26 protein-coding genes are annotated in these 26,990 nt (G+C 69.0%); 10 read left to right on the top strand and 16 right to left on the bottom strand.

The window, feature by feature from the left end; translation table 11 throughout:
- From Q8M82_RS21795 to Q8M82_RS21785, 3 genes are all read left to right on the top strand, one after another.
- The coding region (locus Q8M82_RS21795; protein ID WP_305693391.1) for a hypothetical protein at positions 1-731 on the top strand (731 nt) is incomplete at its 5' end.
- 139 nt (positions 732-870) lie between these two features.
- Positions 871-3,027 carry a protein-disulfide reductase DsbD family protein gene (locus Q8M82_RS21790; RefSeq protein ID WP_305693390.1) on the top strand — a complete coding sequence of 719 codons (2,157 nt, stop codon included), beginning with the start codon at positions 871-873 and terminating at the stop codon, positions 3,025-3,027.
- A gap of 36 nt (positions 3,028-3,063) precedes the next feature.
- Positions 3,064-3,705: a thioredoxin family protein gene (locus Q8M82_RS21785; RefSeq protein WP_305693389.1), complete on the top strand. Its 642-nt coding sequence runs from the start codon at positions 3,064-3,066 to the stop codon at positions 3,703-3,705.
- A 160-nt stretch (positions 3,706-3,865) separates the two neighbouring features.
- Here Q8M82_RS21785 and Q8M82_RS21780 read toward each other — a convergent pair whose 3' ends face one another.
- From Q8M82_RS21780 to ugpB, 4 genes are all read right to left on the bottom strand, one after another.
- Positions 3,866-4,945 (bottom strand): sn-glycerol-3-phosphate import ATP-binding protein UgpC, encoded by a 1,080-nt coding sequence (locus Q8M82_RS21780; protein WP_305693388.1) that lies wholly within the window; start codon positions 4,943-4,945, stop codon positions 3,866-3,868.
- A gap of 7 nt (positions 4,946-4,952) precedes the next feature.
- Complete coding sequence (gene ugpE / locus Q8M82_RS21775; RefSeq protein ID WP_305693387.1) at positions 4,953-5,801, bottom strand: sn-glycerol-3-phosphate ABC transporter permease UgpE; 849 nt, start codon at positions 5,799-5,801, stop codon at positions 4,953-4,955.
- Complete coding sequence (ugpA, locus tag Q8M82_RS21770) at positions 5,801-6,682, bottom strand: sn-glycerol-3-phosphate ABC transporter permease UgpA (protein ID WP_305693386.1); 882 nt, start codon at positions 6,680-6,682, stop codon at positions 5,801-5,803. Before ugpA ends, ugpE begins: the two co-directional genes overlap by 1 nt.
- A 65-nt stretch (positions 6,683-6,747) precedes the next feature.
- Positions 6,748-8,046 carry a sn-glycerol-3-phosphate ABC transporter substrate-binding protein UgpB gene (ugpB, locus tag Q8M82_RS21765; RefSeq protein WP_305693394.1) on the bottom strand — a complete coding sequence of 433 codons (1,299 nt, stop codon included), beginning with the start codon at positions 8,044-8,046 and terminating at the stop codon, positions 6,748-6,750.
- 228 nt (positions 8,047-8,274) lie between these two features.
- On the opposite strand from ugpB, the gene Q8M82_RS21760 reads away from it, so the two are divergent.
- From Q8M82_RS21760 to Q8M82_RS21750, 3 genes are read left to right on the top strand one after another with little or no spacing between them, the layout of a single operon-like run.
- Positions 8,275-9,453: a fumarylacetoacetate hydrolase family protein gene (locus Q8M82_RS21760; RefSeq protein WP_305693385.1), complete on the top strand. Its 1,179-nt coding sequence runs from the start codon at positions 8,275-8,277 to the stop codon at positions 9,451-9,453.
- On the top strand, positions 9,450-10,379 hold the full coding sequence (locus Q8M82_RS21755) for a carbohydrate kinase family protein (protein WP_305693384.1): 930 nt from the start codon (positions 9,450-9,452) through the stop codon (positions 10,377-10,379). Before Q8M82_RS21760 ends, Q8M82_RS21755 begins: the two co-directional genes overlap by 4 nt.
- 12 nt (positions 10,380-10,391) lie before the next feature.
- Entirely contained in the window at positions 10,392-11,408 is a 1,017-nt protein-coding gene (locus tag Q8M82_RS21750; RefSeq protein ID WP_305693383.1) for a proline racemase family protein, read from the top strand.
- A gap of 39 nt (positions 11,409-11,447) precedes the next feature.
- Here the strand turns inward: Q8M82_RS21750 and Q8M82_RS21745 are convergent, their stop codons facing one another.
- Positions 11,448-12,344, bottom strand: a complete 897-nt coding sequence (locus Q8M82_RS21745) for a methylated-DNA--[protein]-cysteine S-methyltransferase (RefSeq protein WP_305693393.1) — start codon at positions 12,342-12,344, stop codon at positions 11,448-11,450.
- 96 nt (positions 12,345-12,440) lie between these two features.
- Between Q8M82_RS21745 and Q8M82_RS21740 the strand changes: the two genes are divergently transcribed.
- Positions 12,441-13,163 carry a class I SAM-dependent DNA methyltransferase gene (locus Q8M82_RS21740; protein WP_371126437.1) on the top strand — a complete coding sequence of 241 codons (723 nt, stop codon included), beginning with the start codon at positions 12,441-12,443 and terminating at the stop codon, positions 13,161-13,163.
- Here Q8M82_RS21740 and Q8M82_RS21735 read toward each other — a convergent pair.
- The gene (locus Q8M82_RS21735) at positions 13,148-13,687 is read right to left on the bottom strand and encodes a DUF2244 domain-containing protein (protein WP_305693382.1); all 540 of its coding nucleotides are present in this window, start codon (positions 13,685-13,687) and stop codon (positions 13,148-13,150) included. The two genes, Q8M82_RS21740 and Q8M82_RS21735, sit on opposite strands and share 16 nt — an antisense overlap.
- Positions 13,688-13,707: 20 nt before the next feature.
- On the opposite strand from Q8M82_RS21735, the gene nth reads away from it, so the two are divergent.
- Complete coding sequence (gene nth, locus Q8M82_RS21730; protein WP_305693381.1) at positions 13,708-14,409, top strand: endonuclease III; 702 nt, start codon at positions 13,708-13,710, stop codon at positions 14,407-14,409.
- 9 nt (positions 14,410-14,418) lie between these two features.
- Here the strand turns inward: nth and Q8M82_RS21725 are convergent, their stop codons facing one another.
- A complete protein-coding gene (locus Q8M82_RS21725; RefSeq protein ID WP_305693380.1) occupies positions 14,419-15,075 on the bottom strand; it encodes a hypothetical protein in 657 nt (218 codons plus the stop codon).
- A gap of 231 nt (positions 15,076-15,306) precedes the next feature.
- Here Q8M82_RS21725 and Q8M82_RS21720 point away from each other — a divergent pair, with 231 nt between their 5' ends.
- A complete protein-coding gene (locus Q8M82_RS21720; RefSeq protein ID WP_305693379.1) occupies positions 15,307-16,158 on the top strand; it encodes an SDR family NAD(P)-dependent oxidoreductase in 852 nt (283 codons plus the stop codon).
- Positions 16,159-16,278: 120 nt separating this feature from the next.
- Here Q8M82_RS21720 and Q8M82_RS21715 read toward each other — a convergent pair whose 3' ends face one another.
- From Q8M82_RS21715 to Q8M82_RS21675, 9 genes are all read right to left on the bottom strand, one after another.
- The gene (locus tag Q8M82_RS21715; RefSeq protein WP_305693378.1) at positions 16,279-17,223 is read right to left on the bottom strand and encodes a 2-hydroxyacid dehydrogenase; all 945 of its coding nucleotides are present in this window, start codon (positions 17,221-17,223) and stop codon (positions 16,279-16,281) included.
- The gene (gene deoA / locus Q8M82_RS21710) at positions 17,220-18,548 is read right to left on the bottom strand and encodes a thymidine phosphorylase (protein WP_305693377.1); all 1,329 of its coding nucleotides are present in this window, start codon (positions 18,546-18,548) and stop codon (positions 17,220-17,222) included. Before deoA ends, Q8M82_RS21715 begins: the two co-directional genes overlap by 4 nt.
- 1 nt (position 18,549) lies before the next feature.
- On the bottom strand, positions 18,550-19,317 hold the full coding sequence (gene deoC / locus Q8M82_RS21705) for a deoxyribose-phosphate aldolase (protein WP_371126436.1): 768 nt from the start codon (positions 19,315-19,317) through the stop codon (positions 18,550-18,552).
- Positions 19,314-20,126, bottom strand: a complete 813-nt coding sequence (locus Q8M82_RS21700; protein ID WP_305693375.1) for a purine-nucleoside phosphorylase — start codon at positions 20,124-20,126, stop codon at positions 19,314-19,316. Before Q8M82_RS21700 ends, deoC begins: the two co-directional genes overlap by 4 nt.
- A 180-nt stretch (positions 20,127-20,306) precedes the next feature.
- Entirely contained in the window at positions 20,307-20,726 is a 420-nt protein-coding gene (locus tag Q8M82_RS21695; RefSeq protein ID WP_305693374.1) for a cytidine deaminase, read from the bottom strand.
- Positions 20,727-20,729: 3 nt separating this feature from the next.
- Complete coding sequence (locus Q8M82_RS21690; protein ID WP_305693373.1) at positions 20,730-21,704, bottom strand: ABC transporter permease; 975 nt, start codon at positions 21,702-21,704, stop codon at positions 20,730-20,732.
- A gap of 208 nt (positions 21,705-21,912) precedes the next feature.
- Positions 21,913-23,010 (bottom strand): ABC transporter permease, encoded by a 1,098-nt coding sequence (locus Q8M82_RS21685; protein WP_305693372.1) that lies wholly within the window; start codon positions 23,008-23,010, stop codon positions 21,913-21,915.
- Positions 23,011-23,179: 169 nt separating this feature from the next.
- On the bottom strand, positions 23,180-24,706 hold the full coding sequence (locus tag Q8M82_RS21680) for an ABC transporter ATP-binding protein (protein ID WP_305693371.1): 1,527 nt from the start codon (positions 24,704-24,706) through the stop codon (positions 23,180-23,182).
- Between the two features lie 199 nt (positions 24,707-24,905).
- Positions 24,906-25,907, bottom strand: coding sequence for a BMP family lipoprotein (locus Q8M82_RS21675; RefSeq protein ID WP_305693370.1), 1,002 nt, complete (start codon positions 25,905-25,907; stop codon positions 24,906-24,908).
- Between the two features lie 180 nt (positions 25,908-26,087).
- Between Q8M82_RS21675 and Q8M82_RS21670 the strand changes: the two genes are divergently transcribed.
- The gene (locus Q8M82_RS21670; protein ID WP_305693369.1) at positions 26,088-26,867 is read left to right on the top strand and encodes a HesA/MoeB/ThiF family protein; all 780 of its coding nucleotides are present in this window, start codon (positions 26,088-26,090) and stop codon (positions 26,865-26,867) included.
- The last annotated feature ends 123 nt before the right edge of the window (positions 26,868-26,990 follow it).

Genomic DNA, 26,990 nt, shown 5'->3' with positions numbered 1-26,990 from the left:
GACCGCCGTCGATGCCCCCGATCAGGGTCGCGGGCGAGGAGGCGGTGCTCGGCCGGGTGCTCAGGCACAATGGCGCTGCCGGCGAGGCGGTCTTCGAGAAAATTGCGGGCGGCTTTGGGCTGAAGCTGACCGCCGACGGCTTCCAGTCGGGCAATCTGGTCGAACCCTGTGCCGTGTCCTTCGGCGACGCGCCGATTCCGGTCACATCGCTGGGCCGGCCGGCAGGCGTGCCGCGCTACCGGCTCGAGGCGCCGATCTGCCCGATCGTATTCGATGTCCTCGACGGTGCCCTTCTCGTCGTCGAACCGCCCCAGCCTTGTGTGGTGGAGGCGGCCGCCTGCCGCATCGATCCGCGCGGCCTCTGGGGGCCGGATGCGCGCACGCTCCCCGCCCGTGCCAAGGAGATCGAGGCCGCGCGCGGCACCGCCGAACGTGCCGTGCGGGAGGGTTATCGGGCGCTGACGGCCCGCGCCGATGCCGTCGAGCAGCGCGCCATCACCCGGGAGCAGGCCGGCTTTTCGGCGGAGCGCGAACTGGTCTGCCGCTCCTTCCTGCGCGAGGGCCAGTTCGGCTTCTGCGGCGCACGCCTGACGGAAGCCCGCGCCGCATCGATCCGGGCGCGGCTCGGGCTTTCGAGCGAGCCGGTCAAGGCCGCGCCGCGGCCGGCCCGGCCGAGGCCGGCACAGGCGCCGGCTGGCGGATCGGGCCCGCTGCAGCTGACGCCGCAATAGCGCCACCGTCGCTTGCAGACTGTCGCAGGCGACCCATAGCCCTGAATGGCGGGCCGCCACCCTCACTGCCTTGTCATTGGCATTGAAGAGCGCGATCCGTCACTGATCGCGGCCAGTCGAGAGGATGAAGACTCGGATCATGGCCTATCCACTCACCCGACAGCTCTGGCTCAAGGCGGTGCTCGCGCTGGCCCTGCTCGCGCCCGCCCTGGCGCAGGCGGCGGAATCGTCCGCCGTGACGAGCCCGCGGGTGACGGCGACGCTCCTGTCCAGCCGTGAGGCCGTGGCGCCGGGTGAACGATTCCAGGTCGCGCTCGTCCAGAAGATCGCGCCCGGCTGGCACACCTACTGGGCCAATCCCGGCGATTCCGGTGAGCCGACCCGCATCACCTGGGCGCTGTCTCAGGGCGCGACCGCCGGCGAGATCCAGTGGCCCGCGCCGAAGGCGATCCCCGTCGAGCCGCTGGTCAATTTCGGCTTCGAGGGCACCGTCCTGCTGCCCGTGGAGATCACCGTCCCCACCGAGGCGAAGATCGGCGAGCGCCTGACGCTGCAGGCCGCCGCCACCTGGCTCGTCTGCGAGAAGATCTGCATTCCCGAAGAAGGCACCCTGACGCTCGACCTGCCGGTTGCGCCGGCCGCGGTCGTCGCCGAGGCGGCCCAGTCCCGGATCGAGGCCGCCCGCGCGCAGCTTCCCGCCCCGGCCGGATTCCGCGGTCGTCTCGCCGGCGATGGCGAGGGCCTCGCCCTGACGCTGCCCGGCCTGCCGGCGGGCGCGACGGAGCTGCGGTTCTTCCCGCTCTCGGACACGCTGATCGACCATGCCGCCGCGCAGGAGATCCGCCGGGCCGGCGATGAGGCCACGGTGCGCCTCGCGCGCTCGACTGCTTTCAAGATCACGGGCGATGAGATCACGGGCGTCCTGACCTATCGCGAAGGCGCAGTTTCGCGGGCGCTCGGCGTCGCAGCCGATGTCGAGCCCGCTCTCGTCGGGGCAGCGGCTGGCCCCGCGACCGCGCCGGCTACGGTCAGCATTCCCCTGCCGGCCGAGGGTGCCGACCTCACGCTCTGGGCCGCGCTGCTCTTCGCCTTCGCCGGCGGGCTGATCCTCAATCTCATGCCCTGCGTGCTGCCCGTGCTCTTCATCAAGGCGCTGGGCTTTGCCCAGCACGCCCAGGCCAGCCGCTCGCAGGTCCGCGAGCAGGGGCTGCTGTTCCTGGCGGGCGTGCTCGTCACCTTCATGGCGCTGGCGACGCTGGTCATCGCGCTCGGCGCGTTCGGCACCAGCGTCGGCTGGGGTTTCCAGCTGCAGTCGCCGCCGCTGGTGATCGCGCTTTCCGTGGTGATGACGCTGATCGGCCTCAACCTGCTCGGCGCCTTCGAGATCGGCACCTCGGCGGCCGGCGTCGGGCATGGGCTCGCCAGCCGGGGCGGGCGGCTCGGGGCCTTCATGACCGGCGCGCTGGCGGTGGTGGTCGCGACGCCCTGCACGGCGCCCTTCATGGGCGCGGCGATCGGCTATGCGGTGACGCAGCCTCCCCTGCTCGGGCTGTCCGTCTTCCTGTCGCTGGCACTCGGGTTCGCTCTGCCGGTCGTGGCGCTGTCCTTCGCGCCGGGCCTGCTGCGCCTGCTGCCGAAGCCCGGCCGCTGGATGCTGATCCTGAAGCAGGCCTTCGCCTTCCCGATGTTCGCCACCGCGATCTGGCTGATTTGGGTCGCCTCGGTGCAGGCGGGTCCCGGCGGCGTGCTGGCGGCCTTGGTGGCCGTGCTGGCGGCGGGTTTCATCGTCTGGCTCGTGGGCGTCACGCGCGGCAGCGGCCGCGCCCGGCTTGCCTCCTCGCTGGCTGCGGTTCTGGTCGCCGTCGGCGCCGGCTGGTTCGTGGTCCAGAGTGCCGTGCCGGAGGTGGCGCAGGCGCGCGCGGGCGACGCCCAGGCCTGGTCGCCCGAGCGCGTCGCGGCACTGCAGGCGGAAGGACGGCCGGTCTTCGTCAACTTCACCGCGGCCTGGTGCATCACCTGCCTCGCCAATGAGCGCGTCGCGCTCTCGCGGCAGGAGGTCAAGGACGCTTTCGCGGAGCTGAAGGTCACCTATCTCAAGGCTGACTGGACCAACCGCAACAGCCAGATCGCCATGGCGCTGGCCGAGCAGGGCCGCGCCGGCGTGCCGCTCTATCTGTTCTATCCGGGGAGCAAGGGCGCCCAGCCCGAGATCCTGCCGCAACTCCTGACGCCCGACATGGTCGTGACCGCCGCGCGACGCGCCTCGGGCAAGGAGATCAGGACCGCGACCCGCTGACGCCGTTCATCCCACGCAGACCAAAAGGAGACAGACGTGAAGGCTAAACTGACCCGCCAGACCTTTATCGCCGGCCTCGCTCTCGCCGGGTTCGCTCTCGCGGCGGCGCCCGCTTCGGCCCAGTCCGCGGCCAAGATCGGCGCGCCGGCTCCCGCGTTCGAGGCGGTGGATTCCGACGGCAAGACCCGCAGGCTGTCCGAGTTCGCCGGCAAGACGGTGATCCTCGAATGGACGAACCATGACTGCCCCTATGTCCGGAAGCACTACAACAGCGCCACCATGCAGACGCTGCAGAAGGACATGGCGAAGGAGGGTGTCGTCTGGCTCTCGGTCATCTCCTCGCCGGTCGGCGAGCAGGGCCATGTCGACGGCGCGAAGGCCAACGAGCTGACCAAGAGCCGCAACGCCGCACCGGCCGCCGTCCTGCTCGACCCCAACAGCAAGGTCGCACGCGCCTATGGCGCGACCACGACACCGCATATGTACATCGTCGATCCCAAGGGCACGCTCGCCTATATGGGCGCGATCGACGACAAGCCTTCCGCCAGCGCGGCTAGCATCGAGGGTGCGAAGAGCTATGTCCGTCAGGCCATGGCCGAGCTCAAGGCCGGCAAGCCGGTCTCGGAAGCGAGCACCAAGGCCTATGGCTGTGCGGTGAAATACGCGCCGGTGAGCTGAGGACTGGCGTTCTCACTCAAACGCGCCGTCATTCCGGGCGCAGCGAAGCGGAGACCCGGAATCCATCATAGAGCATGACGCCCTCCGATGGATTCCGGATCAGCGCCGCTTCGCGGCTTGTCCGGAATGACGGTGTGGTCTTGCCAAACGAAGGCGACGTTCAAACCCGCCCCAGCCGGACGCCGGTCATGCTGTCGAAGACATGGACGCGGTCGGGATCGACCGTGATCCAGATGCGGCCGGCCTGGGCCGCGACGACGTCGGTCGCTGCCTGCATCACGAAGGGCAGGCCGGCGAGCTGGCCGTGGAAGAGCTGGGTGGCGCCCAGTTCCTCGATGAACTCGACGTCGAAGGGCAGGGAGCCCGCCTCGCCCTCCGAGGCGATCTCGACATCCTCCGGCCGCAGGCCGACCTCGACCGCCGTCTGGGCCGGCAGGTCCTGGCGCAGGTCGCGCGCCTCCAGGATCGCATCGCCCAGCGCCACGATGCCGGGACCGTCGATCGTGCCGGGCAGGATGTTCATCGGCGGCGAGCCGATGAAGGTCGCGACGAACTTGCTCGCCGGCTTCTTGTAGACGTCGGCCGGCAGGCCGATCTGCTCGACCTGGCCGCCATTCATCACGACCAGCTTGTCGGACAGCGTCATCGCCTCGACCTGGTCATGCGTGACGTAGATCGCGGTGACGCCGAGCGCGCGCTGCAGCTTCTTGATCTCGACGCGCATCTGCACGCGCAGCTTGGCGTCGAGTTTGGAGAGCGGCTCGTCGAACAGGAAGACCTGCGGCTTGCGCACGATCGCGCGGCCCATCGCGACGCGCTGGCGCTGGCCGCCCGAGAGCTGCTTCGGCCGGCGCTCCAGCAGCCCCTCGATGGCGAGGATGCGCGCCGCTTCCTTGACCCGCCGGTCGATCTCGTCCTTCGGCGTGCCGCGGTTGCGCAGGCCGTACGCCATGTTGTCGTAGACGCTCATATGCGGGTAGAGCGCATAGTTCTGGAACACCATCGCGATGTCGCGGTCGGCCGGGCCGATCTCGTTGACGACGCGCTCCCCGATCGAGACCTCGCCCGCGGAGATCGTCTCCAGCCCGGCGACCATGCGCAGCAGCGTGGACTTGCCGCAGCCGGAGGGGCCGACGAGCACGCAGAAGCCGCCATCGGGAATGTCGAAGGACACGCCCTTTACGGCTTCGACGCCGCCGGCATAGACCTTCTTGACGTTGGTGAGTGTGACCTGGGCCATCGGCGACTTATTTCTCGGTTTCGACCAGGCCCTTCACGAAGAGCCTCTGCATCAGGACGACGACGAGCACCGGCGGCAGCATGGCCAGCATGGCGGTGGCCATGGCGAGCTGCCATTCGGTGAGCGCGTCGGAGGTGACGATCATCTTCTTGATGGCGATGACGATGGTCTGCATCGAGTCCTTCGTCGTCACCAGGAGCGGCCAGAGATACTGGTTCCAGCCGTAGATGAACTGGATCACGAACAGCGCCGCGATCGTGGTGATCGAGAGCGGCACGACCGTGTCCTTGAAGAACTTGAACGGCCCCGCCCCGTCGATCCGCGACGCCTCGAGCAGTTCGTCGGGGATCGTCATGAAGAACTGCCGGAACAGCAGCGTGCCGGTCGCCGAGGCGATCAGCGGCACCGCCAGACCCTGATAGGTGTCCAGCATGTTGAGGTCGGAGACGACCTTGAAGGTCGGGAAGATGCGCACCTCCACGGGGAGCATCAGCGTGACGAAGATGATCCAGAACGCCGCCATCCGGAAGGGGAAGCGGTAATAGACGATCGCATAGGCGGAGAGAACCGAGATGAAGATCTTCCCGATCGCGATCGCCATGGCCATGACGAAGGAGTTCAGCATCATGCCCAGCACCGGCTCGCGCGTCGTGCCCGAGGTGCCGACGAACAGGATGCGGTAGTAGTTCTCGAACAGCTTCGGGCCGGGATAGAGCGGCAACTGGCCGTTGATGATGGTCGCCGCGTCCCAGGTCGATGCGACGAAGGTCAGCCACACCGGAAAGGCGACGATCAGCACGCCGATCGACAGGATGATGTAGGCGATCAGGTCGCCCAGGCGGCGGTCCTCGACCATCAGTAGCTGACCCTGCGCTCGATGAACTTGAACTGCACCGCCGTCATCGCGATCACCATGACCAGCAGCACGACCGACTGCGCCGCAGAGCCGCCGAGATTGGAGCCGCCCTTGCCGTCGGAGAACACCTTGTAGACCAGGGTCTCGGTCGCGCCCGAGGGCCCGCCGCCGGTGATCGTGTCGATGATGCCGAAGGTGTCGAAGAAGACATAGACGATGTTGACGACGAGCAGGAAGAAGGTCGTCGGCGACAGCAGCGGGAAGACGATCGTCCAGAAGCGCCGCATCGGCCGCGCGCCGTCGATCACTGCCGCCTCGATCACGCTCTTGGGGATCGACTGGAGGCCGGCGAGGAAGAACAGGAAATTGTAGCTTATCTGCTTCCAGGTCGCGGCCAGGATCACCAGCAGCATCGCGTCATTGCCGTTGAGGCGCGGGTTCCAGGCGATGCCCATGCTCGACAATCCCCTCGCCAGCATGCCCAGCGAGGGATCGAACATGAACAGCCAGAGCACGCCCGCCACGGCCGGCGCCACCGCATAGGGCCAGATCAGCAGCGTCTTGAAGATCTCGGCACCGCGGATCGCCCGGTCGGCCATCACGGCGAAGAGCAGCGCGATCGACAGCGACAGCATGCAGACGAAGCTGGAGAAGATCAGCGTGTTGATGAAGGCCTTGAGATAGCCCGGATCGGAGAACAGCAGCTGGTAGTTCTCGAACCAGACGAATTCCGTCGAGGTGCCGAAGGCGTCCTCGAGCAGGAAGGACTGCCACACCGCCTGGCTCGCCGGCCAGTAGAAGAACACGACGGTGATCGCCAGCTGCGGCAGCAGCAGCATCAGCGGGATCGTCAATCCGTTGAAGAAGGCGTTCTTCTGCATGGCTCATCCGAAAGACGCCGCCGCCCCGGTCGCCCGGGACGGCGGCGAGAGTATCACCAGAACGATCAGCGCGAAGCGGTGCGCTCGAACTGGCGCAGCATCTGGTTGCCGCGCTCCACGGCCGCATCCAGCGCCGCCTTCGGCGTCTTCTGGCCGTTCAGCGCCCCTTCGAGTTCTTCCGACCAGATGTCGCGAATCTGGACCAGGCTGCCGAAGCGCAGGCCGCGCGAATTCTCGGTCGGCTCCTTGTTGGTGAGCGAGAGGATCGGGGTCTCGAGGAAGGGCTTGTCCTTGTAGAAGCCCGAGGCCTTGACCTTCTCATAGGCCGCCTTGGTGATCGGCAGATAGCCCGACTCCGTGTGCAGCTTCACCTGGCGATCGACATTGGACAGGAAGGTGAAGAACTTCGCCACGCCCTTGTATTCCTCGGCCTTCTTGCCGCCCATCACCCACAGCGAGGCGCCCCCGATGATCGAGTTCTGCGGCGCGCCCTGGACGTCGGGATAATACGGCATCGGCGCATTGCCCCAGTCGAACTTGGCGTTCGCGCGGACATTGCCGAAGAAGCCCGACGAGGTCAGGAAGATCGGGCATTCGCCCGAGGTGAAGCGGCCTTCGCCGTTGTTCGTGCGGCCGGAATAATCATAGACGCCCTGCTTCTGCAGTTCGGCCAGATTGGTCCAGTGCTTGAGGAAGACCGGGCTGTTGAAGTTCAGCACCGCGTCGAAGCCGTCGAGGCCATTGGCCTTGGTCGAGAGCGAAACGTTGTGCCAGGCGCCGAACTGCTCGATGTTCGCCCAGGTCGCCCAGGCGTTCGAGAAGCCGCATTTGTCGAAGCCGGAAGCCTTCAGCTTCTTGGCGGCCTCGAAGACTTCGGGCCAGGTCTTGGGCGGGGCGTCGGGGTTCAGGCCAGCCTTCTTGAAGGCGTCCTTGTTGTACCACATCACCATCGACGACGAATTGAACGGCATCGAGAGCATGTCGCCCTTGGCCGTCGAATAATAGCCGGTGATGGCGGGCAGATAGGCCTTCGGGTCGAAGGCTTCGCCGGCATCCTTCATCAACTCATGGACCGGCTTGATCGCGCCCTTGGCGGACATCATCGTGCCGGTGCCGACTTCGAACACCTGCAGGATGTGCGGCGCGGTGCCGGCGCGGAAGGCGGCGATGCCGGCGTTCAGCGTGTCGGGATAGGAGCCCTTATAGGCCGGGACGATCTTGTAGTCCTTCTGCGAGGCGTTGAACTCCTCGGACAACCGGACGACGACGTCGTTGTTCGCGCCGGTGAGCGCATGCCACCACTGGATCTCGGTCTGCGCCAGCGCAGGCGCGGCGCCGCCGAGCACGAAAGCCGCGACGGACATCAGGATGCGTGATTTCACTGTCATCTCTTTCTCCCTTCCGCCCTCGGTTCGCTTGGGCGGCTGTTCTTGTTGGTGCGCAAGCTAGCATGAAGGGCCGGCGACGTTTCAATGACAAAATGATGACGGACGCAACCGCCGGCGTTGCCCGCATCTGTGCGCAAGCCCTTGCACAATCGTCCGGAAGGCGCTGTTCTCGCGTCCCCTGCCAGCCTGAGACGGATCATTGCCATGCCGCGCCTGTCCCTGACACCCGAACGGACCCTGCCCGAGGACGCGCCCGCCGCAGCCCTGCTCGGGCGCATCTGGCGTCCCGATGTCGCAGGCCCCGCGATCGTCACGCTGCGCGACGGGATGGTCGTCGACATCACGCGGGCCTTTCCGACCAGCCGCGACCTCTGCGAGACGCCCGACCCCGCCGCAGCGCTGCGGGCCGCGGCGGGCGAGCCGGTCGCGACGCTCGCCGACATCCTCGCGAACACGCCCGTGGACGGCCGCGACCCCGGACGGCCCTGGCTGCTCTCGCCGCTCGACCTGCAGGTGGTGAAGGCTGCCGGCGTCACCTTCGCCGTCTCGATGCTGGAGCGAGTCATCGAGGAGAAGGCCCGTGGCAACCCCGCTGCCGCCGCCACCATCCGCGGCGAGATCGGCAAGCTGATCGGTGACGATCTCTCGAAGCTGAAGCCCGGCTCGCCCGAGGCGATGCATCTCAAGGACGTGCTGATCAGGCAGGGCGCCTGGAGCCAGTATCTCGAGGTCGGTATCGGCCCTGACGCTGAGATCTTCACCAAGGCGCCGCCGATGTCCTCGGTCGGGACCGGCTTCGACGCGGGGCTGCACCCATCCTCGACCTGGAACAATCCCGAGCCCGAGATCGTGCTCGTCGTCGCCTCCGATGGCCGCATCGTCGGCGCCACGCTGGGCAACGACGTCAATCTGCGCGATGTCGAGGGCCGCTCGGCGCTGCTGCTGGGCAAGGCGAAGGACAACAACGCCGCTGCCGCGGTCGGCCCGTTCATCCGCCTCTTCGACGCGGCCTTCACGCTCGACCATGTCCGCAACACCACGGTCACGCTCACCGTCGAGGGCGAGGACGGCTTTACGCTGGAGGGTTCCTCCTCGATCGCAAAGATCAGCCGCGATCCGGCCGACCTCGCTGCCCAGATGATCGGCCCGCATCACCAGTACCCGGACGGGGCGGCGCTTTATCTCGGCACCATGTTCGCGCCGATCAAGGACCGCGATACGCCGGGCGGCGGCTTCACCCACAAATACGGTGACATCGTCACCATCGCCGCCCCGGAACTCGGCGCGCTGGTCAACCGCATGAAGCGCACCGACCATTGCGAGCCCTGGACCTTCGGCACCTCGCATCTGATGCGAAGCCTGGCCAAGCGCGGGCTGCTGTGAGCGCAGGCGACATCCTCGTCGTCGGCGAGGCGATCGGCGACTTCATTCCCCGCGACGCCGAGGGGCTGTGCTACGAGGCCGTGCTCGGCGGCTCGGGCTTCAACGCGGCGCTGGCGCTCGCCCGTTTCGGGGCGAGGCCCGTCTATGCCGGCGCGCTCTCGACCGATGCGCTCGGCCGGCGTTTTCGCGCTGCCCTGGCGGCGGAGGGGATCGGCACGGCCCTGATCCGGGACAGCGCCCGCCCGACCGCGGTTGCCATCGTCTCGCCGCTCGGGCCGGACGGCGTGCCCGAATTCGGGCTGTATCTCGACGGCACGGCCCACAACGAAGCGCAGGGGACGCCGCGAACGCTGTCGGAGGGCACGATCCATCTGCACGCAGCCTCCTTCGGCGCGACGATCGGTCCCTCCGGAGACGCGACCGGCGATCTGGCGGCGAGCGCCCGCGCCGCCGGCGCCACTGTCAGCTACGACATCAACATCCGCGCCTCCGCCCTGCCCGGGCGGGATCGCGCCCGCGCCCTGATCGAGGCGCGCATCGCGCAGGCCGACATCGTCAAGGCGAGCCTGGATGATCTCGCCTGGCTGCATCCCGGCGAACCGGCGGAGGCGGTCGTCGAGCGCTGGCAGGGCCTCGGTGCGCATGTCGTGTTGATGACGCGGGGCGGCGACGGAGCGAGCTGCCATCGCGGTGCGAGGGTGCTGACGGCCGCCGCACCAGTGGTCGAGATCGTCGACACGGTGGGGGCGGGCGACACCTTCATCGGCGGCTTCCTCGCCGTGCTGGCGGCGCGCGGCCGGTTGGGGCAGGGCTTGGACGCGGCCTCGCCGGATGACATTCAGGCGGCACTCGATTTCGCCTGCGCCGTGGCGGCCGACAGTTGCACCCGCCAGGGCTGCGACCCGCCGCGCCGCCTCGCGACCTGACCGGAGCCGCCGATGCACCTCGCCTATCTCGATTACCACACCTGCGGCGAGCCGGTTCGGATCGTGACCGGCGGCTACCCGGTGCTGAAGGGCGCGACGATCCTCGAGAAGCGCCGCGACGCGCGCGAGAGCCACGATCATCTGCGCCGGGCGATGATGCTCGAGCCGCGTGGCCATGCCGGCATGTATGGCGTGATCCCCGTCGCCTCCTCCCATCCCGACGCCGCCTTCGGCGTACTCTTCACCCATAACGAGGGTTACTCGACCATGTGCGGCCACGCGACCATCGCGCTCGGTCGCTATGCGATCGAGCACGGGCTGGTGCCCGCGGTGGAGCCGGTCACTCGCTTCGGTATCGAGGCGCCCTGCGGCCTGCTGCGGCTCGAATGCGCGGCGCGCGACGGCAAGGTGGAGAGCGTCGTCTTCGAGAGCGTACCGGCCTTCGTTTTCATGCGCGATCTCGCCGTGAACCTGCCGGGCTATGGCGAGGTCGTCACCGACATCGCCTATGGCGGCGCCTTCTATTGCATCCTGCCGGCCTCTCGCTTCGGCCTCGACCTCTTCGAGACGCCTGTCGCGGCCCTGACCAACGCGGCGGCTGCGCTGACCGAGCATCTGCGCGCGAGCCTGCCGATCACGCACCCGAGCGAGCCCGATCTCGGCTTTCTCTACGGCACGATCATCACCGACGAGGCTCAAGCCGACGAGGAGAGCTTCAACCTCTGCATCTTTGCCGAGCGCCAGATCGATCGCTCTCCGACCGGCTCGGGCGTGACGGCGCGCATGGCGCTCGACCATGCCAAGGGCCTCGTCGAGACCGGCGTGACCCGCCGCTTCCGCAGCGTCACCGGCGGCACCTTCACCGGCCGCGTGGTTGGCCCTGTCGCGGGTTTCGCGGACGGTGCCGTCACCGTTGCCGTCGGCGGCACCAGCCACTTTGCCGGCGAAGGCACCTTCGCCATCGAGGCCGACGACCCGCTGGGTCACGGCTTCGCGCTGCCGGTGCGCTTCGCCGAGATCGCGCGCTGACGGCGTATGAGGTGGGTAGGCCCCGCCGTCGCCGCCACTTCATCCGGTGGCGATCTGCCCGGCCTCCCAGCCGAGGATGGCGCGTTTGCGCGTCAGCCCCCAGTGATAGCCGGTCAGAGCCCCTGATTTCCCGATGACGCGGTGGCAGGGGACGACGAAGGAGATCGGGTTCTTGCCCACCGCCATCCCGACGGCGCGCGAGGCGCTTGGCTTGCCGATATGGCAGGCGACGTCGCCATAGGTCGTGGCGCGGCCGACCGGGATCTTCAGCAGCGTCTGCCAGACCCGGACCTCGAAATCCGTCCCGATCAGCACGACGCGCAGCGGCGTCTCCGCGGACCAGGCCTTCGGATCGAAGATGCGCGCGGCATAGGGCGCGGTCGCCTGCGGGTCGAAGCGATACTGCGCATGCGGCCAGCGCCGCATCATGTCGGCCAGCGCCTCCGCCCGCCCGCCGACGACCTTGCCGCCGTCGAGCCCGTCGGAGACCCAGCCGAGTCCGGCCAGCCCCCGCGGCGTCGCCACGATGAGCGCCTCGCCGAAGGGAGACGGATGGAAGCCGTAGGACAGGCTCAATCCACCGCCGCCCGCCTTCCATTCGCCCGGCGACATCGCCTCATGCGTCACGAAGAGATCGTGCAGCCGCCCAGGCCCCGACAGCCCGACCTCGAGCGCTGTATCGAGGATGCTGGCCGACGCACCGAGCAGCCCCTTGGCATGGTCGAGCGTGATCGCCTGCAGGAAGGCCTTGGGCGTCAGCCCGCACCAGCGCCGGAACAGGTGATGCACGTCGGTCGGCGTCGCACCCGCCGCTTCCGCGATCGCCTCGATCGACGGCTGGGCGCGCCAGTTTTCGGTGATGTAGGCCAGCACACGGCGCACCGTGTCGTAGTCGGACCCCGGCGCGAGCGAGGGGAACTCGGCCGCCGCCGGCATCGCCTCGACTGCGCGCGCCAGAACCGCGTCGGAAAACCGGGTCGGCTTCATCGCGCCGAGCTTCTGCAGGGGAGCGTTCATCGCCGTCACCTTCGCATGGTCGATCATGTGGCAACACTAGGAGCGTCCGGAGACGTCCTCCACCCGAAAGCTGGAAAGAGCGGGGTTGCGCCCTTAGGCCAAAGGAGGTTTCTAACGATGGCCATGATCTCCCCGGCTGACGCCGTCATCGATCTCTACCAGCGCCATGCCGCGACCTATGACGGCCTGCGCGGCGAACTGCTGATGGAAGGAACGTGGCTCGCGCGCTTCCGCGCCCAACTCGGGCCAGTCGCATCGATCCTCGACATCGGCTGCGGCACCGGCCAGCCGATTGCGCGCTATTTGATGGAGCAGGGCCATACCATTAGCGGGATCGATTCTGCTCCGGCGATGATAGCGCTGTGCCGTGCGCGCTTTCCCGAAGGCGACTGGGAGGTTGCCGACATGCGCAAACTCGCGCTCGGCCGCCGCTTCGGCGGGCTGATTGCCTGGGATTCCTTCTTTCACCTGACCCCAGACGACCAGCGCGGCATGTTCAAGGTCTTCGCGAACCATGTCGCGCCGGCCGCCGCGCTGCTCTTCACCACCGGCCCGGCGTATGGCGAGGCGATCGGCAGTTTCGAGGGCGAGGCGCTCTATCATGGCAGCCTCGATGCCCGGGAATACCGGACCTTGCTGGCGGAGAACGGATTCTCGGTGATCGACCATGTCGTCGAGGATCCGCACTGCGGCGGGCATACGATCTGGCTCGCCAAAGCGGCTCAGGACGCGCCGTAATCCGGCCCGCGCCGTGCCGTCGCCAGCGCCCGGCCGAGCGCATCGGCAAAGCCTTCGCGTTCGCCCGGCGACAAGGCGGCCGCCACGGCGACGCGACGGCCCCGAGACACCAGGTCGAGCCCGAGCAGGCCGTAATCCTCGTCGGTCTGGCGTTCCAGCTTGGTCCAGGCCGGGTTCGAGCGCCAGACGGCCTCTCGCCCCTGATGCGAGACCTTCCGCAGCCGCACCTCGATCGGCGTCACGACGACGCGCTCGAAGGCGCGCGCGTGTCGAAAATTCGCTTGGAAGGCGATGAAGAGCGCGACGACGTCCAGCCCCATGAAGCCCGCCACCGGCCAGGCGCCGAGCACCATAAAGGGGATCGAGGAGGCGATGGCGGCGAGGCAGACCAGCGTCATCACGATGCGGAAGGCGTTGCGGTCGAGCGATCGGTGCGGCGTGATCGTGGCGTCGAAGACCGGCCGCTCGGCCCGCGCCGAGGCGTCCTCATCCGCTGCGGTCGCATGGCGCTTGCCGAGGTCCATGGCCCGACTATAACGCCCGCATGACGCCAGAAAACAGGGCCAAGCGCCGCGCCCCCGCCGCGGCGCGGATCACGAAGCCGCGCGCCAGGAGCGCCGCTGGCGTGCGCGAGATCTTCGCGCGCTTCGAGGCCGCCAATCCCGAGCCGAAGGGCGAGCTCGACTACGTCAACGCCTTCACCCTGCTGGTCGCGGTCGTGCTCTCGGCACAGGCGACCGATGTCGGCGTCAACAAGGCGACGCGCAAGCTCTTCGAGATCGCCGACACGCCGCAGAAGATGCTGGCGCTGGGCGAGGACGCCGTGCGCGACCATGTCCGCACCATCGGCCTGTTCCGCACCAAGGCGAAGAACGTGATCGCGCTCTGCGAGAAGCTGATCGCGGAGTTCGGCGGGCAGGTGCCGACGACGCGCGAGGCGCTGGAAAGCCTGCCCGGCGTCGGCCGCAAGACGGCCAATGTCGTGCTCAATATCGCCTTCGGCCAGATCACCCACGCCGTCGACACCCATGTCTTCCGCGTCGCCAACCGGCTGCGGATCGCGCCGGGCAAGAATGTGCTGCAGGTCGAGATGGGGCTGGAGAAGGCGGTGCCGGCCTCCTATGGCCGCCACGCCCATCACTGGCTGATCCTGCACGGCCGCTACACCTGCAAGGCGCTGCGGCCCGAATGCGGGCGCTGCATCCAGTTCGATCTCTGCGACTCGGCCGACAAGCGCATCGGCTGAGCCGCCGCCTCACTGGCTGGTCGTGGTGCAGCTGCCGTTGACGCAGGTGGTCGTCACCGTCTTGCAGACGCCGTTGACGCATTCGCGCCGCGACTGGCTCGAGGTCCGGCCCTGCGGCTGGGTCGACTGCGTCGGGATCGTCAGCGACGGCGCCGGTCGCATCGGCGTCGGCTGGATGCGCGTCGGCTGGAAGGTCGTGCTGGGGATCCGCACCGTCGGCGTCATCGGCAGCGGCGAGGGGCGCGGCGGGCCGGGTGGGTTGACGCTGCCGCGGATCGCGGCGGCCATCGCCGCATCGGCCCGGCGCTGGTCGGCCCTGTCGCGCGCCTCACCCTGGAGATCGGCATCGGGGACCGGCTGGCCCAGCCGTGCCAGAGCCTCGGCGGCCTGCAGGCTGCCCCAGCGCGCGCCTTGCGTGTAGTAGAACAGATAGAGGTTCTCGTCCTTCGGGAAGCCGGCGATGCCGAGTTCGTGGCAGCGCCCGGTGGCGAACAGGTTCGAGCCGGAGTTGGGGGCCAGCGACTTCGCGGCCGTGCACCATTCCGGCGAATAGGCGGGTGACGAGGCAAGCGTCAGCTGCGGCGTCGCCTGGCAGGCCCCGAGCAGGGCGGCCAGGGCGAGAGCGGCGGCCAGGCGGGGACGGGGCAGGCTGGGGAAGCGGGTCACAGGGCAGGTCTCGCGATGCGTCTGCGAGAATGTCTAGCGCTGGCCATGGGGCAGGCAAGGTCCAAAATCTGCAATCATCGCCTCGTGGAGCCTCGGGGCGGCCGACAGTCTCAATCCTTCCTGGCCGGCGCTGCGATCCGATCCCGCGCCATCATCGCGCCCGCATCGGATGACAGGACGCCCGCAGACAGGACGGCGGCTCGGCCGCGCGCTCACCCCGAAAGGTTCGACATGACGACGACAGCGATGGACATTCTCGGCCCCGGCCATGTGGCGGTCGTCACGGGCGCCGCCTCCGGCATCGGCCTTGCGGCGGCGCGCGCCTTCGTCCGCCGCGGCATGACCGTCGTCCTGGCCGATCGAGACGAGGCCACGCTGGCTCTGGCGATGGCGGAGTTCGCGGCGGCCGAGGCCTCCGTGCTCGCCCGGCCGCTCGACGTCGCCGACCGGGCGGCGCTGGAGACGCTGCGCGACGAGGTGATGGGGCGTTTCGGTGCTGTGCATGTGCTGATGAACAATGCCGGCATCCAGCCCGGCAGCGCCCTGTTCTCGCCCGTCGAGGACTGGCAGCGCATCCTCTCGGTCAATCTCTGGGGCATCATTCACGGCACCCAGGTCTTCGTGCCGGCCATGCTGGAGGGCGGCCAGCCCGGCATCGTCGTCAACACCGGCTCGAAACAGGGCATCACCACCCCGCCGGGAGACCCCGCCTACAATGTCTCCAAGGCGGCCGTGAAGGCCTTCACCGAGGCGCTTCAGCATGATCTGCGCGGACGCGCCGGCTGCCGGATCAGCGCCCATCTCCTGATCCCCGGCTTCGTCTTCACGCGACTGACGGCGAAGGGCCGGCTCGACCAGCCAGCGGGGGCCTGGACGCCCGACCAGACGGTCGCCTTCATGCTCGAGCGGCTGGAGGAGGGCGACTTCTACATCCTCTGCCCGGACAACGAGACACCGCGCGACCTCGACGAGAAGCGCATGGCCTGGGCGATGGGCGATATCATCGACAACCGCCCGCCGCTGTCGCGCTGGCACCCCAATTATGCCGAGGCGTTCAAGGCCTTTCTGTCGCGCGAGAAGTAGGCGGTTTCATTTCAGGACGGCGTCATCCCGGACAAGCTGCGAAGCAGCGCTGCTCCGATGGATCCCGGGGCGGGCCTGGGATGAGGGCGTTGTTTCGCGGGAACTCAGCAGCCCAGTGGCTCAGTAGCCCCGCGCCGGATCGACGACATGCTCCAGCGGCTCGCCGGCCTCGAGCCGGCGGATCTGCGCGGCGATGAGCGTCGCCACGGCCTCCGGCTCCGACATCGCCGCATTGTGCGGCGTCACGGTGACGGCCGGATGCGTCCAGAGCGGCGACTCCGTCGGCAGCGGCTCGGTCTCGAACACGTCGAGGGTGGCGCCCTTCAGCGTGCCGGCCTCCAGCGCCGCCAGAATGTCCGCCTCGACCTGCAGCCCGCCGCGGCCGGCATTGATCAGGAACGGCCCGCCGAGGCGTCCGCTTTGGGCCAGCCCGGCGAGCAGCTTGGCGTCGATCAGCCCGCGCGTGTCCGGCGTCAGCGGCAGCAGGCTGACGAGGATGTCGGTGCGGGCCAGGAAATCCACCATGCCGTCGCTGCCGGCGAAGGTGGTCAGGCCCTCGACCGTCTTGGGCGAGCGGCTCCAGCCGGCGACGTCGAAGCCCATCACCTGGAGCTTGCGGGCCGCGTCCTGTCCGAGTTCGCCCAGCCCCATGATGCCGACGCGCACCGAGCGCGCGGCGGGCTGGTTGCGGTCGTCGTCCCAGATCGTCTCGCGCTGCTGGCGGTCGTAGCGCGGCTGCTGGCGCAGATAGCGCAGGCAGTGCAGCACGACATATTCGCTCATCCGCGTCGTCAGGTCGGGATCGACGACGCGTGAGATCGGCACCTCCGGCAGACGCGTATCGGCGAAGAGATGGTCGACGCCGGCGCCGAGCGAGAATACCGCTGCGAGGTTCGGCAGGCCCGACAGGCTGCCCTCGGGATGTTTCCAACTCGCGACGTAATGCACCGAGCGCCGGTCGAAGGGCTCGCCCAGGATCACCACGGGCATGTCCGGCAGCAGCGCCGCGAAGCGCGCCCGCCAATCCTCGACATGCCATCCCGTCATCGCCAGCAGCAGGCTCATGCGTTCGTACTCTCCGTGATCCGCTCGGCGATCAGCGCGCCGTGTCGTGGCGCACCCTCTCCCAGGCGATAGGCCTCGCGCAAGCGCCTCTCGGCCATGGCATGGCCGGCCTCGTCGCGTGCATGGACGATGCCGAGCGGCCTGTCGGGGCCGACCGCCTCGCCGAGGCCTGCCAGATCGACGAGGCCGACGGCATGGTCGATCGCGTCCTGCGGCCGCGTCCGCCCGCCGCCCAGCGCCACTACCGCCAGCCCGACGCCGCGCGTGTCGATCGCCTGGACGAGGCCGGGAGCCGCCGGGAAGACGGGCCGCGCGATCGGCGCCCGGGCAAGATGGCGCTCCGGCTTCTCCAGCAGGTCGGCCGGCCCGCCCAGCGACGCGACCATGCGGGCGAAGCGCTCCGCCGCCGCACCGCTGGCGAAAGCCGCCTCGATCTTCGCTTTCGCATCGTCGATATCGGCGGCGAGCTGCCCGAGCAGCAGCATCTCGGCACCGAGCGCGACCGTGACGGCGTGGAAGCGTGGTTCGCGCCGCTTTCCCGTCAGATGGTTGAGTGCGTAAGCGACTTCGAGCGCATTGCCGGCCGCGCTCGCCAGCGGCGCGTCCATGTCGGTCAGCAGCGCCGTCGTCGGCAGGCCGGCTCCGTTGGCGACGCCGACCAGCGCATCGGCGAGCGCGCGCGCCTTCACAGGATCGGGCAGGAAGGCGCCGGAGCCGAACTTCACGTCCATCGCCAGCCCGTGCAGCCCGGCGGCGAGCTTCTTCGACAGGATCGAGGCCGTGATGAGTGGGATCGCCTCGACCGTGGCCGTCACGTCGCGGATGGCATAGAGCCGCTTGTCGGCCGGGGCGAGATCGGCCGTCTGGCCAATGATGGCGCAGCCTTCGCTTCGCACCACCTTGCGGAAGAGGTCGTTGTCCGGCTGCGTGACATAGCCGGGCACCGCGTCGAGCTTGTCGAGCGTGCCGCCGGTATGGCCGAGGCCGCGGCCCGAGATCATCGGCACATAGCCGCCGCAGGCCGCGACCGCCGCCGCCAGCGGCAGGCTCACTGTATCGCCGACGCCGCCGGTCGAGTGCTTGTCGAGCGCGGGGCCCGGCAGGTCGTCCCAGTTCAGCACCGTGCCGGAATCGCGCATGGCGAGCGTCAGCGCGACGCGTTCGCTCGCGCTCATGTCGCGGAAGAACACCGCCATGGCGAAGGCGGCGGCCTGGCCCTCGCTGACGCCGCCGTCGCTGATGCCGGCGATGATCTGGCGGATATCGGCCTCGGGCAGTTCCGCGCCGTCGCGCTTGGCGGCGATGATTTCCTGCGTCAGCTTCATTTCAATAGGACCCGCTCGCCTCGCCCGACGCCTCGCCCGCGATCGCGTCGACGAGCACCTGATGCAGCCCGCTCGCGCCGAAGCGGAAGGTTTCGGGCGTCGCCCAGTGCGCCCCCATGATCGCGTCGGCCAAGTCCAGATAGCCTGCGGCATCCGCCAGCGTGCGGATGCCGCCCGAAGGCTTCAAGCCAACCGACCGGTCGCTCGCCGCGATCACCTCCAGCATCGTCCGTGCCGCCGGCAGGCTGGCCGAATGCGCGGTCTTGCCGGTCGATGTCTTGATGAAATCGGCCCCGGCCGCGATGGCGAGTTCAGAGGCTGCGCGGACCCGCTGGAGATCGGGATACTCCCCGGTTTCGAGAATGACCTTCAACGTCTGGCCGCCGCAGGCATCCCTCACGGCACGGACCATGGCCTCGGCCGCCGCCGCGTCCCCAGTCAGGAAGGCGCGCCAGGGCAGGACGAGGTCGATTTCGTTGGCTCCTGCCGCGACCGCGCCCTGTGTCTCCGCCAGCACCTCCGCACCCGTCGCTTCCCCTTGCGGGAAATTCACGACCGTCGCGATTTTGACAGGGGCTCTCCCCAGCATCGTGCGCGCCTGCGCCACGAAACGCGGCCAGATGCAGATCGCCGCAACCGGGCCCGGCGCCCCGACGGCGCGCGCGCAGAGCGCCGTCAGCCCCGCCTCGTCGGCATTGTCGGAGAGATCGGTGAGGTCGAGCAAGGACAAAGCCCGCCGCGCGGTCGCGAGGGTGGAGGACGTCATCACTGGCTCCTCAGGAAGGCGCGCAGCAGGCGGGCGAGGTCGGCGGCAGCCCGGCCGGCCACGTCCTTGGTTTCGTCGTGATGCGGCGCCCCGCCATGCAGGCCCGCGCCCATATTGGTGACGATCGACAGCCCCGCGACGCGCAAGCCCTGCCGCCGCGCCAGGATCACCTCGGGCACGGTCGACATGCCGACCAGATCGGCGCCCATCACCTGTGCCATCCGGATCTCGGCCGGCGTCTCGAAGCTCGGGCCTGAGAACCACATATAGACGCCCTCGCCCAGCGACAGCCCCTCGGCCGTCGCGGCGCGCGCCAGCCCCGCCTGAAGCGCCGGGTCATAGGCGTCGACCATCGGTACGAAGCGCCCGTCGCCGGTGTCGCCGACGAGCGGGTTCGGCCCGTTCAGATTGATGTGGTCGGTGATGAGCGCGAGGCTGCCCGGCGGCATCTGGGGCTTCAGCGAGCCGGCGGCATTGGTCAGGATCAACGGCGGCGCTCCGAGTGCGCCGAGCATGCCGAGCGGCACCCGCATCACCGCCGGGTCGCCGCCCTCGTAGTAATGCGCCCGGCCCTGATAGATCAGCACCGTCTTGCCTTCGAGCCGGCCGATGCAGAGCTGCCGTGCATGGCCGGAGACGCCGCCCGCCGGAAAGCCGGGGATGGCGGCATAGGGAATGCGGATCGCATCCTCGAGCTCGTCCGCGAGCCCGCCGAGCCCGGTGCCGAGCACGATGGCGCAGTCGATCGGACCCGTCGCGCCATGGGCGCGGACGGCTTGGGCAGCTTCGGTGAAGGCGGTGTCGGTGCTCATTCCGTTACAATCCCGTTCAGCCCTCATCCTGAGGAGCCGCGTAGCGGCGTCTCGAAGGATGGTCCAGTGCCCTCTGGAGCATCCTTCGAGACGCGGACTGTCGTCCGCTCCTCAGGATGAGGGCTGCAGAAGCACGCCGGTTAAAGACAATGGCGGTCGGCCACACGACAAAGAACAGCGTCACCGGCGCAGATTGTCCGGTCCGAAGGAGGCGGGCAACAGCTCCGCCAGCGAGAACATCTGCCGGACGCCGCCGGGCCCCGCGATCGCGACCGGCGTCTCCGGCGCGGCGAATTCGCGGATGCGCTGGCGGCAGGCGCCGCAGGGCGTCACCAGCTCGTCGCCGTCTCCGATGACGAGGATCGCGCGAATGCGTCGACCGCCGCCGGCGATCATCGCCGAAATCGCGCCCTGCTCGGCGCAGCTTCCCGAAGGATAGGCGGCGTTCTCGACATTGCAGCCGGGATAGACCACGCCGTCCTCGCCGAGGATCGCGGCACCGACGCGAAAGCGCGAATAGGGGGCATAGGCGAAGGTCTGCACCCGCGCGGCGGCGGCAAACAGCGCCTCGAAATCGATCGCCTTCGGGCTTGTCGCCATGGCTCAGCGCTCCTTCACATAGGGCAGGCCGGCGGCTTTCGGCGGCGTCGACCTGCCGATGAAGCCGGCGAGCAGGATCACCGTCATCAGATAGGGCAGGGCCTGGATCGCCTGCACCGGTACCTGCCCGATGCCGGGCAGCGCCACACCCTGCAAACGGATCGCGACCGCGTCGAGCCCGCCGAAGAGCAGGCAGGCCCAGAGCGCAGGCCACGGCCGCCAATTCGCGAAGATCACGGCGGCGAGCGCGATGAAGCCCTTGCCGGCGGTTATATGCGGCAGGAAGCCGGCCGATTGCGAAACGGCGAGATAGGTACCGCCCAGCCCACACAGCACGCCGCAGATGATCACTGCGCCGTAGCGCAGCCCGGCCACCGAGATGCCGGCGGTATCGACCGCCGCCGGGTTCTCGCCGACGGCGCGCAGCCGCAGGCCGAAGCGGGTGCGCTTCAGCACCAGGGCGGTCAGCACCACGGCGAGCAGGGCCAGATAGGCCGGCGCGGACTGGCCCGAGATCACCTCGTCATAGATCAGGCCAAAGCCCGGCACATGCTCGCGCAACGTCTGCGCGAACGGCAGAGTGATCTCGCCGAAGCGCGCGGCGCCCTCCAGCGTGGGCGTGCGACCGCCCTGGCCGAACCAGGCATTGCCGAGGATCACGGTTAGCCCCGCGGCCAGCATGTTGATGGCGACGCCGGAGACGATCTGGTTGCCGCGCCAGGTGATCGCGGCGAAGCCATGGACCAGCGACAAAATCACCGAGGCGAGGATGCCGGCGCCGAGCCCTGCCCAGGCCGAGCCGCTCTGTGCGGCGATGACGGCCGAGGCGAAGGCGGCGATCAGCATCTTGCCCTCGAGCCCGATATCGACGACGCCGGCCCGCTCCGACCACAACCCCGCCATGGCGGCGCAGAGCAGCGGCACCGAAAGTCGGATCGCGGAGTCGAGGATGACGGCGAGGGTGGCGATCCACTCCATCACAATCGATCCGCCAGCGAGCGAGGGCACTCCGCCGTCTTTCCGGGGCAGGCCGCAGGCCTGAGCCCGGAACCCATGAACACAGATCGGAGAGGTCCAGCCGTCGCGGACCGGCCGGTGCTTCGTCTGGGCTGCCTCGGCGGATATGGGTTCCGGGCTCTTCGCTGTGCGAAGCCCCGGAATGACGCGGTGGGTCCGGGTCCAGCCATCAGCGACCCCGCATCAGCAGCAGCGCCGCCACCGCCCGCCGGAACAGCCCGTCGAGCGCGCCGGCGAAGAGGATGATGACGCCGCCGATCACCACCACCATGTCGCGGGTGATGGAGGGCTTGTCGAAGGAGAGTTCGGCCCCGCCCTGATAGAGCACGCCGAAGAGCAGCGCCGCCAGCGCCACGCCGACCGGGTGACCGCGCCCCATCAGCGCTACCGCGATGCCCACAAAGCCGTAGCCGGCGGTGAAATCGAGCAGCAGCCGGTGCTGCACGCCCATCACCTCGTTGACCGCCAACCCGCCGGCGAGCGCGCCCGAGATCGCCATGGCGACCATGGTGATGCGCGCGGGCGAGATGCCGGCATAGGCCGCGGCCCTCGGATTGGCGCCGACGGTGCGGATCGCATAGCCCAGCCGCGAGCGGAAGATCAGCGCCCAGACGGCGACGAGCGCCGCCAGCGCCAGCAGGAAGGCGCTGTTCAGCGGCGTCGCGGGCAGGGTGATGCCCAGCGGCGCCAAGAGCCTGTGCATCGGCGTCAGCACCGCATGGGCGGCGAATTCCGGCGTCTCCGGCTGCATCGAGCCGGGTTTGCCGATCACCTCGACGAGCAGATAGACGGTCAGCGTCGCCGCCAGGAAATTGAACATGATCGTGGTGATGACGACATGGCTGCCGCGCGTCGCCTGGAGCCAGCCGGGAATGAAGCCGTAGAGCGCGCCACCCGCCGCCGCCGCCAGAATCGCGAGCGGCACCAAGAGCAGGCCGGGCAGGGGCGCCAGCCAGAGGCAGGCCAGCGCGGCGAAGATGCCGGCGATCGTCGCTTGGCCCTCGCCGCCGATGTTGAACAGCCCGGCATGGAAGGCGACCGCGACGGCCAGCCCCGTAAAGATGAAGTTCGTCGTGTAGTAGAGCGTGAAGCCGATGCCCTCGGCCGAGCCCAGCGCGCCGCGCAGCAGAAGCGCGGTCGCCTCTAGCGGGCTCTCGCCGATCCCGAGCACGACGAGCCCGGACACCGCGAGCGCCGCCGCGACCGAAACCAGCGGCACCAGCGCCGTATCCGCCCAGCGCGGCAGGTCGACGGGGGCGGCGCTCATGGGCGGCTCGCCGCTTCGACGCCTAAGCGCGGGAGCCCCTCCCCCTTGTGGGGAGGGGTGGGCGTGGTTCCGCTGGGCGCGCGCTCACCATGCGGGACGACCCCCATCCCTCTCCCTTCCCCACAAGGGGGAAGGGAAGAGCCCGTCTCGCGAAGGCTTGTGCCTGCCATCACGCCGCTTCCCCCGTCACGCCCGCCATCAACAGCCCAAGATCGCGCTCGTCGGCATCGCCGGCCATCCGTTCGCCGGTGATGCGCCCGCCGGACATGGCGAGAATCCGGTCCGACAGCGCCATCACCTCCTCGAGTTCGACCGAGACGAGCAGGATCGCGACGCCTGAATCGCGCAGGGCGATCAGCCGGCGATGAATGGCTTCGATCGCGCCGATATCGACCCCGCGCGTCGGCTGGCCGACGAGCAGCACCTTCGGCGCCCGCTCGATCTCGCGGGCGAGCACGATCTTCTGCTGGTTGCCGCCGGAGAACTTCGCCGTCTTCAGCGCCGGATCGGGGGGGCGCACGTCATAGGCCGCGAAGGTCTCCCGCGCCCGCGCGCTGATCGTCGACGGCGACAGGAAGGGTCCGGGCCCGAGCTCCGCATCATCCTGATAGCCGAGGATGGCGTTTTCGGCGGCTGGGAAGGCGGTGACGAGCCCGGTCCGCAGCCGGTCTTCGGGCACATGCATCAGGCCGAGCTTGCGCAGGCGCGCCGGGTTCCGGTCGGCCGAGGTCAGCACCTGCCCGTTCAGCCGGACGACGCCGCGTGAGGGCTGTGCCAGCCCGGCCAGCACCTCGAGCAATTCGCTCTGGCCGTTGCCGGCGACGCCCGCAATGCCGACGATCTCGCCTTCATGCAGCGTTAGGTCGATGCCCGAGAGCAGCGCGACGCCGCGTGCATCGACCATGTCGAGCCCGACCGCCTCGAGCACCTTCGCCCCGCGCGGCCGCGCCTCCGTCTCGACGCGCAGCAGCACGCGCCGGCCGACCATCGCCTCGGCGATCTCCGGCGGGGAGGTCTCGGCTGTTGCAAGATGCGCGACCATCTCGCCGCGCCGCATCACCGAGACGCGGTCCGTCACCGCCATGATCTCGCGCAGCTTGTGGGTGATCAGGATGACGGTCTTGCCCTGCTCCCGCAGCGCCCGCAGCAGGGCGAAGAGCTGGTCGGCCTCCGGCGGTGTCAGCACCGCGGTGGGCTCGTCGAGGATCAGGATCTGCGCGCCGCGGTAGAGCGCCTTGAGGATCTCGACGCGCTGCTGCAGCCCGACCGAGAGGTCGCCGACGATGGCATCGGGGTCGATCGCGAGCCCGTAGGCCTCGGAGAGCCGAGAAAGCTCCGCCCGTGCCCGCTTCACGCCGCCGCTGAGCCAGGCGCCGCCCTCGGCGCCGAGCACGACGTTCTCGACGACGCTGAGCGTCTCCACCAGCATGAAGTGCTGGTGGACCATGCCGATGCCGAGCGCGATCGCGTCCGCCGGGGTGCGAATGACACAGGGCCGGCCAGCCACAGCGATCTCGCCCGCATCGGCCTCGTAGAAGCCGTAGAGGATCGACATCAGCGTCGACTTGCCGGCGCCGTTCTCGCCGACGATGCCGTGGATCGAGCCGGCCGCGACCGACAAGGACACGTCGCGATTGGCCTGCACCGGCCCGAATCGCTTCGAGATGCCGGTGAGCGCGATGGCGGGGGGCGTCATGGTGCGGTCGGCGCGACGCAAACCCCTCCCCCTTGTGGGGAGGGGTAGGGGTGGGGGGCGAGGGGCAGAGGCGAAGCGTAAGACTGACCAGCACCCACGGTTACGCCGGCCAAGCCAAACCAAATCAGGGCGAGCTCGCCTTTCCGCCCCCCACCCCTGGCCCCACCCCACGAGGGGGAGGGGGACAGGCCGAGCCTGTTCACGCCGCGCACTTCGAGTCCGACATGTAGTCGTGGACCTTCACGGCGCCGCTGATGATGTCGGCGCGGGCCTTGTCGGCGGCGGCCTTCATCTCCGGCGTGATCAGCGCCTTGTTGGCGTCGTCCAGCGCCCAGCCGACGCCGTCCTCCTTCAGGCCCAGCACCGAGATGCCGGGCTTCCAGTCGCCGTCGCGGGCCGCCTTGAACGAGGAATAGGCGGCGACGTCGACGCGCTTGAGCATCGAGGTCAGCACCTTGCCCGGCTGCAGGCCGTTCTGGTTGGAATCGACGCCGATGCCGAGCTTGCCGGCGTCGGCGGCGGCGCGCAGCACGCCGATGCCGGTGCCGCCGGCGGCGTGGTAGATCACATCGGCGCCGCGGTCGATCTGCGACTTGGCGAGCTCGCCGCCCTTGACCGGGTCGTTCCAGGCCGCCGGGGTCGAGCCGGTCATGTTCTGGAATATCTCGGCGTCCTTCTTGGCCGCCTTGACGCCCTGGACGTAGCCGCAGGCGAATTTCCGGATCAGCGGGATGTCCATGCCGCCGACGAAGCCGACCTTGCCGGTCTTGGACGCCATGCCGGCGAGCAACCCGACCAGATAGGAGCCCTCATGCTCCTTGAAGACGACCGACTGCACGTTCGGCAGGTCGACGACCATGTCGATGATGGTGAATTTCAGCGCCGGGAACTCGGCCGCGACCTTCTGCAGCGCGGTCGCCTGCGAAAAGCCGACCGCGATGATCGGCGAATGCCCGTCACGGGCGAAGCGGCGCAGCGCCTGCTCGATCTGTGCGTCGTTGGTCGGCTCGAAATCGCGGAACTCGACGCCCGTCTCGGCCTTGAACTTCTCCGCTCCCGCGAAGACGCCCTCGTTGAAGGATTTGTCGAATTTTCCGCCCTTGTCGTAGACGATGGCCGGCTTCACGGCGGTCTGCGCCATTGCGACGACGGCCGAGACGGCGACGCCGGCGAGCGCCAGCGCGAGCGATTTGAGCTGCATGCGGATTCCCCTGTCGATGTCCGGGGGCGTTGCCCGCCCCGTCTGGCGGTCACGATGGCATGGCTTTCGGGCGCGGCCAAGCGGGTGTCGGGCTTCGATTCCGGGCCTGCGTCTTCAAAGGGTCGTCAGTGCGGCGGGTGCGATTGCCCCGGGCGCGGGATCGGCCTAACGCTTCCGCCCATGAGCCTGAACGAGGACGAGGTCGAGCGCTATGCGCGCCATCTGGTGCTGCCGGAGATCGGTGGCCCCGGCCAGCAGAAGCTCAAGCGCGCGCGGGTTCTGGTCGTCGGCGCCGGCGGTCTCGGCGCACCGCTGATCCAGTATCTCGCCGCAGCCGGCGTCGGCCATATCGGCATCGTCGACGACGACACCGTCTCGCTCTCGAATCTGCAGCGCCAGACGATCTACGGCACGGACGATATCGGCGCCCACAAGGCGGTCGCGGCCGCGGCCTTCGTCAAGCGGCTCAACCCCCATGTCGTGGTCGAGGAGCATGTCACCCGCATCGACCCGCACAACGCTCGTGCCTTGATCGCCTTCTACGACGTCGTTGCCGAGGGCTCGGACAATTTCGCAACGCGCTATGCGGTCTCGGACGCCTGCTTCCACGAGCGCAAGCCGGTCGTCATGGCCGCGCTCGGCCGCTTCGACGGCTCGCTGACGACGATCCGGGCGCATGAGACCGGTCCCGATGGCCGCCCGAACCCGACCTGGCGCTGCCTCTTCCCGGACGTGCCGCCGCCGGGCTCGGTTCCAACCTGCGCCGAGGCCGGCATTCTCGGCGCGCTGCCCGGCGTGATGGGCTCGCTGATGGCGCTGGAGGTCATCCGCGCCGTCACCGGCTTCGGCGAGCCGCTGGTCGGCAAGCTCCTGCTGGTCGATGCGCTGACGATGCGCTTCGAGACGATGCGCTATGGCTGGGACGAGACGAACGCGCTCAATGGCACGACGGCCGGATAGCGCGTCCGTTCGTGGCGCGGCGGCCGCTCAGCCGCGCGTCGCGACCTTGCTCTCGATCACGTCGAAGAGCTGCGCCGCCAGATCCGGCCCGCCGAGCTTCTTGATGGCGCGCACGCCGGTCGG

Origin of the sequence: Allobosea sp. (genome assembly GCF_030694325.1) — a bacterium.
Taxonomy (GTDB): domain Bacteria; phylum Pseudomonadota; class Alphaproteobacteria; order Rhizobiales; family Beijerinckiaceae; genus Allobosea.
The sequence above is the reverse complement of the archived record's forward strand: the minus strand, read 5'-3'. Positions and strand labels throughout refer to the sequence as shown.

What these genes read in the sequence shown, in the direction of transcription:
- Q8M82_RS21690 (WP_305693373.1), bottom strand. Translation starts at nt 21,704, where the DNA reads ATGGAGTGGATCGCCACCCTCGCCGTCATCCTCGACTCCGCGATCCGA.
- Q8M82_RS21740 (WP_371126437.1), top strand. Translation starts at nt 12,441, where the DNA reads ATGGTCGATCATGTGGCAACACTAGGAGCGTCCGGAGACGTCCTCCAC.
- Q8M82_RS21695 (WP_305693374.1), bottom strand. Translation starts at nt 20,726, where the DNA reads ATGGCGACAAGCCCGAAGGCGATCGATTTCGAGGCGCTGTTTGCCGCC.
- nth (WP_305693381.1), top strand. Translation starts at nt 13,708, where the DNA reads ATGACGCCAGAAAACAGGGCCAAGCGCCGCGCCCCCGCCGCGGCGCGG.
- Q8M82_RS21780 (WP_305693388.1), bottom strand. Translation starts at nt 4,945, where the DNA reads ATGGCCCAGGTCACACTCACCAACGTCAAGAAGGTCTATGCCGGCGGC.
- Q8M82_RS21700 (WP_305693375.1), bottom strand. Translation starts at nt 20,126, where the DNA reads ATGAGCACCGACACCGCCTTCACCGAAGCTGCCCAAGCCGTCCGCGCC.
- ugpA (WP_305693386.1), bottom strand. Translation starts at nt 6,682, where the DNA reads ATGCAGAAGAACGCCTTCTTCAACGGATTGACGATCCCGCTGATGCTG.
- Q8M82_RS21760 (WP_305693385.1), top strand. Translation starts at nt 8,275, where the DNA reads ATGCCGCGCCTGTCCCTGACACCCGAACGGACCCTGCCCGAGGACGCG.
- Q8M82_RS21715 (WP_305693378.1), bottom strand. Translation starts at nt 17,223, where the DNA reads ATGAGCCTGCTGCTGGCGATGACGGGATGGCATGTCGAGGATTGGCGG.
- Q8M82_RS21685 (WP_305693372.1), bottom strand. Translation starts at nt 23,010, where the DNA reads ATGAGCGCCGCCCCCGTCGACCTGCCGCGCTGGGCGGATACGGCGCTG.
- Q8M82_RS21790 (WP_305693390.1), top strand. Translation starts at nt 871, where the DNA reads ATGGCCTATCCACTCACCCGACAGCTCTGGCTCAAGGCGGTGCTCGCG.
- Q8M82_RS21745 (WP_305693393.1), bottom strand. Translation starts at nt 12,344, where the DNA reads ATGCCGGCGGCGGCCGAGTTCCCCTCGCTCGCGCCGGGGTCCGACTAC.
- Q8M82_RS21670 (WP_305693369.1), top strand. Translation starts at nt 26,088, where the DNA reads ATGAGCCTGAACGAGGACGAGGTCGAGCGCTATGCGCGCCATCTGGTG.
- Q8M82_RS21675 (WP_305693370.1), bottom strand. Translation starts at nt 25,907, where the DNA reads ATGCAGCTCAAATCGCTCGCGCTGGCGCTCGCCGGCGTCGCCGTCTCG.
- deoA (WP_305693377.1), bottom strand. Translation starts at nt 18,548, where the DNA reads ATGAAGCTGACGCAGGAAATCATCGCCGCCAAGCGCGACGGCGCGGAA.
- Q8M82_RS21680 (WP_305693371.1), bottom strand. Translation starts at nt 24,706, where the DNA reads ATGACGCCCCCCGCCATCGCGCTCACCGGCATCTCGAAGCGATTCGGG.
- Q8M82_RS21720 (WP_305693379.1), top strand. Translation starts at nt 15,307, where the DNA reads ATGACGACGACAGCGATGGACATTCTCGGCCCCGGCCATGTGGCGGTC.
- ugpB (WP_305693394.1), bottom strand. Translation starts at nt 8,046, where the DNA reads ATGTCCGTCGCGGCTTTCGTGCTCGGCGGCGCCGCGCCTGCGCTGGCG.
- Q8M82_RS21735 (WP_305693382.1), bottom strand. Translation starts at nt 13,687, where the DNA reads ATGGACCTCGGCAAGCGCCATGCGACCGCAGCGGATGAGGACGCCTCG.
- ugpE (WP_305693387.1), bottom strand. Translation starts at nt 5,801, where the DNA reads ATGGTCGAGGACCGCCGCCTGGGCGACCTGATCGCCTACATCATCCTG.
- Q8M82_RS21750 (WP_305693383.1), top strand. Translation starts at nt 10,392, where the DNA reads ATGCACCTCGCCTATCTCGATTACCACACCTGCGGCGAGCCGGTTCGG.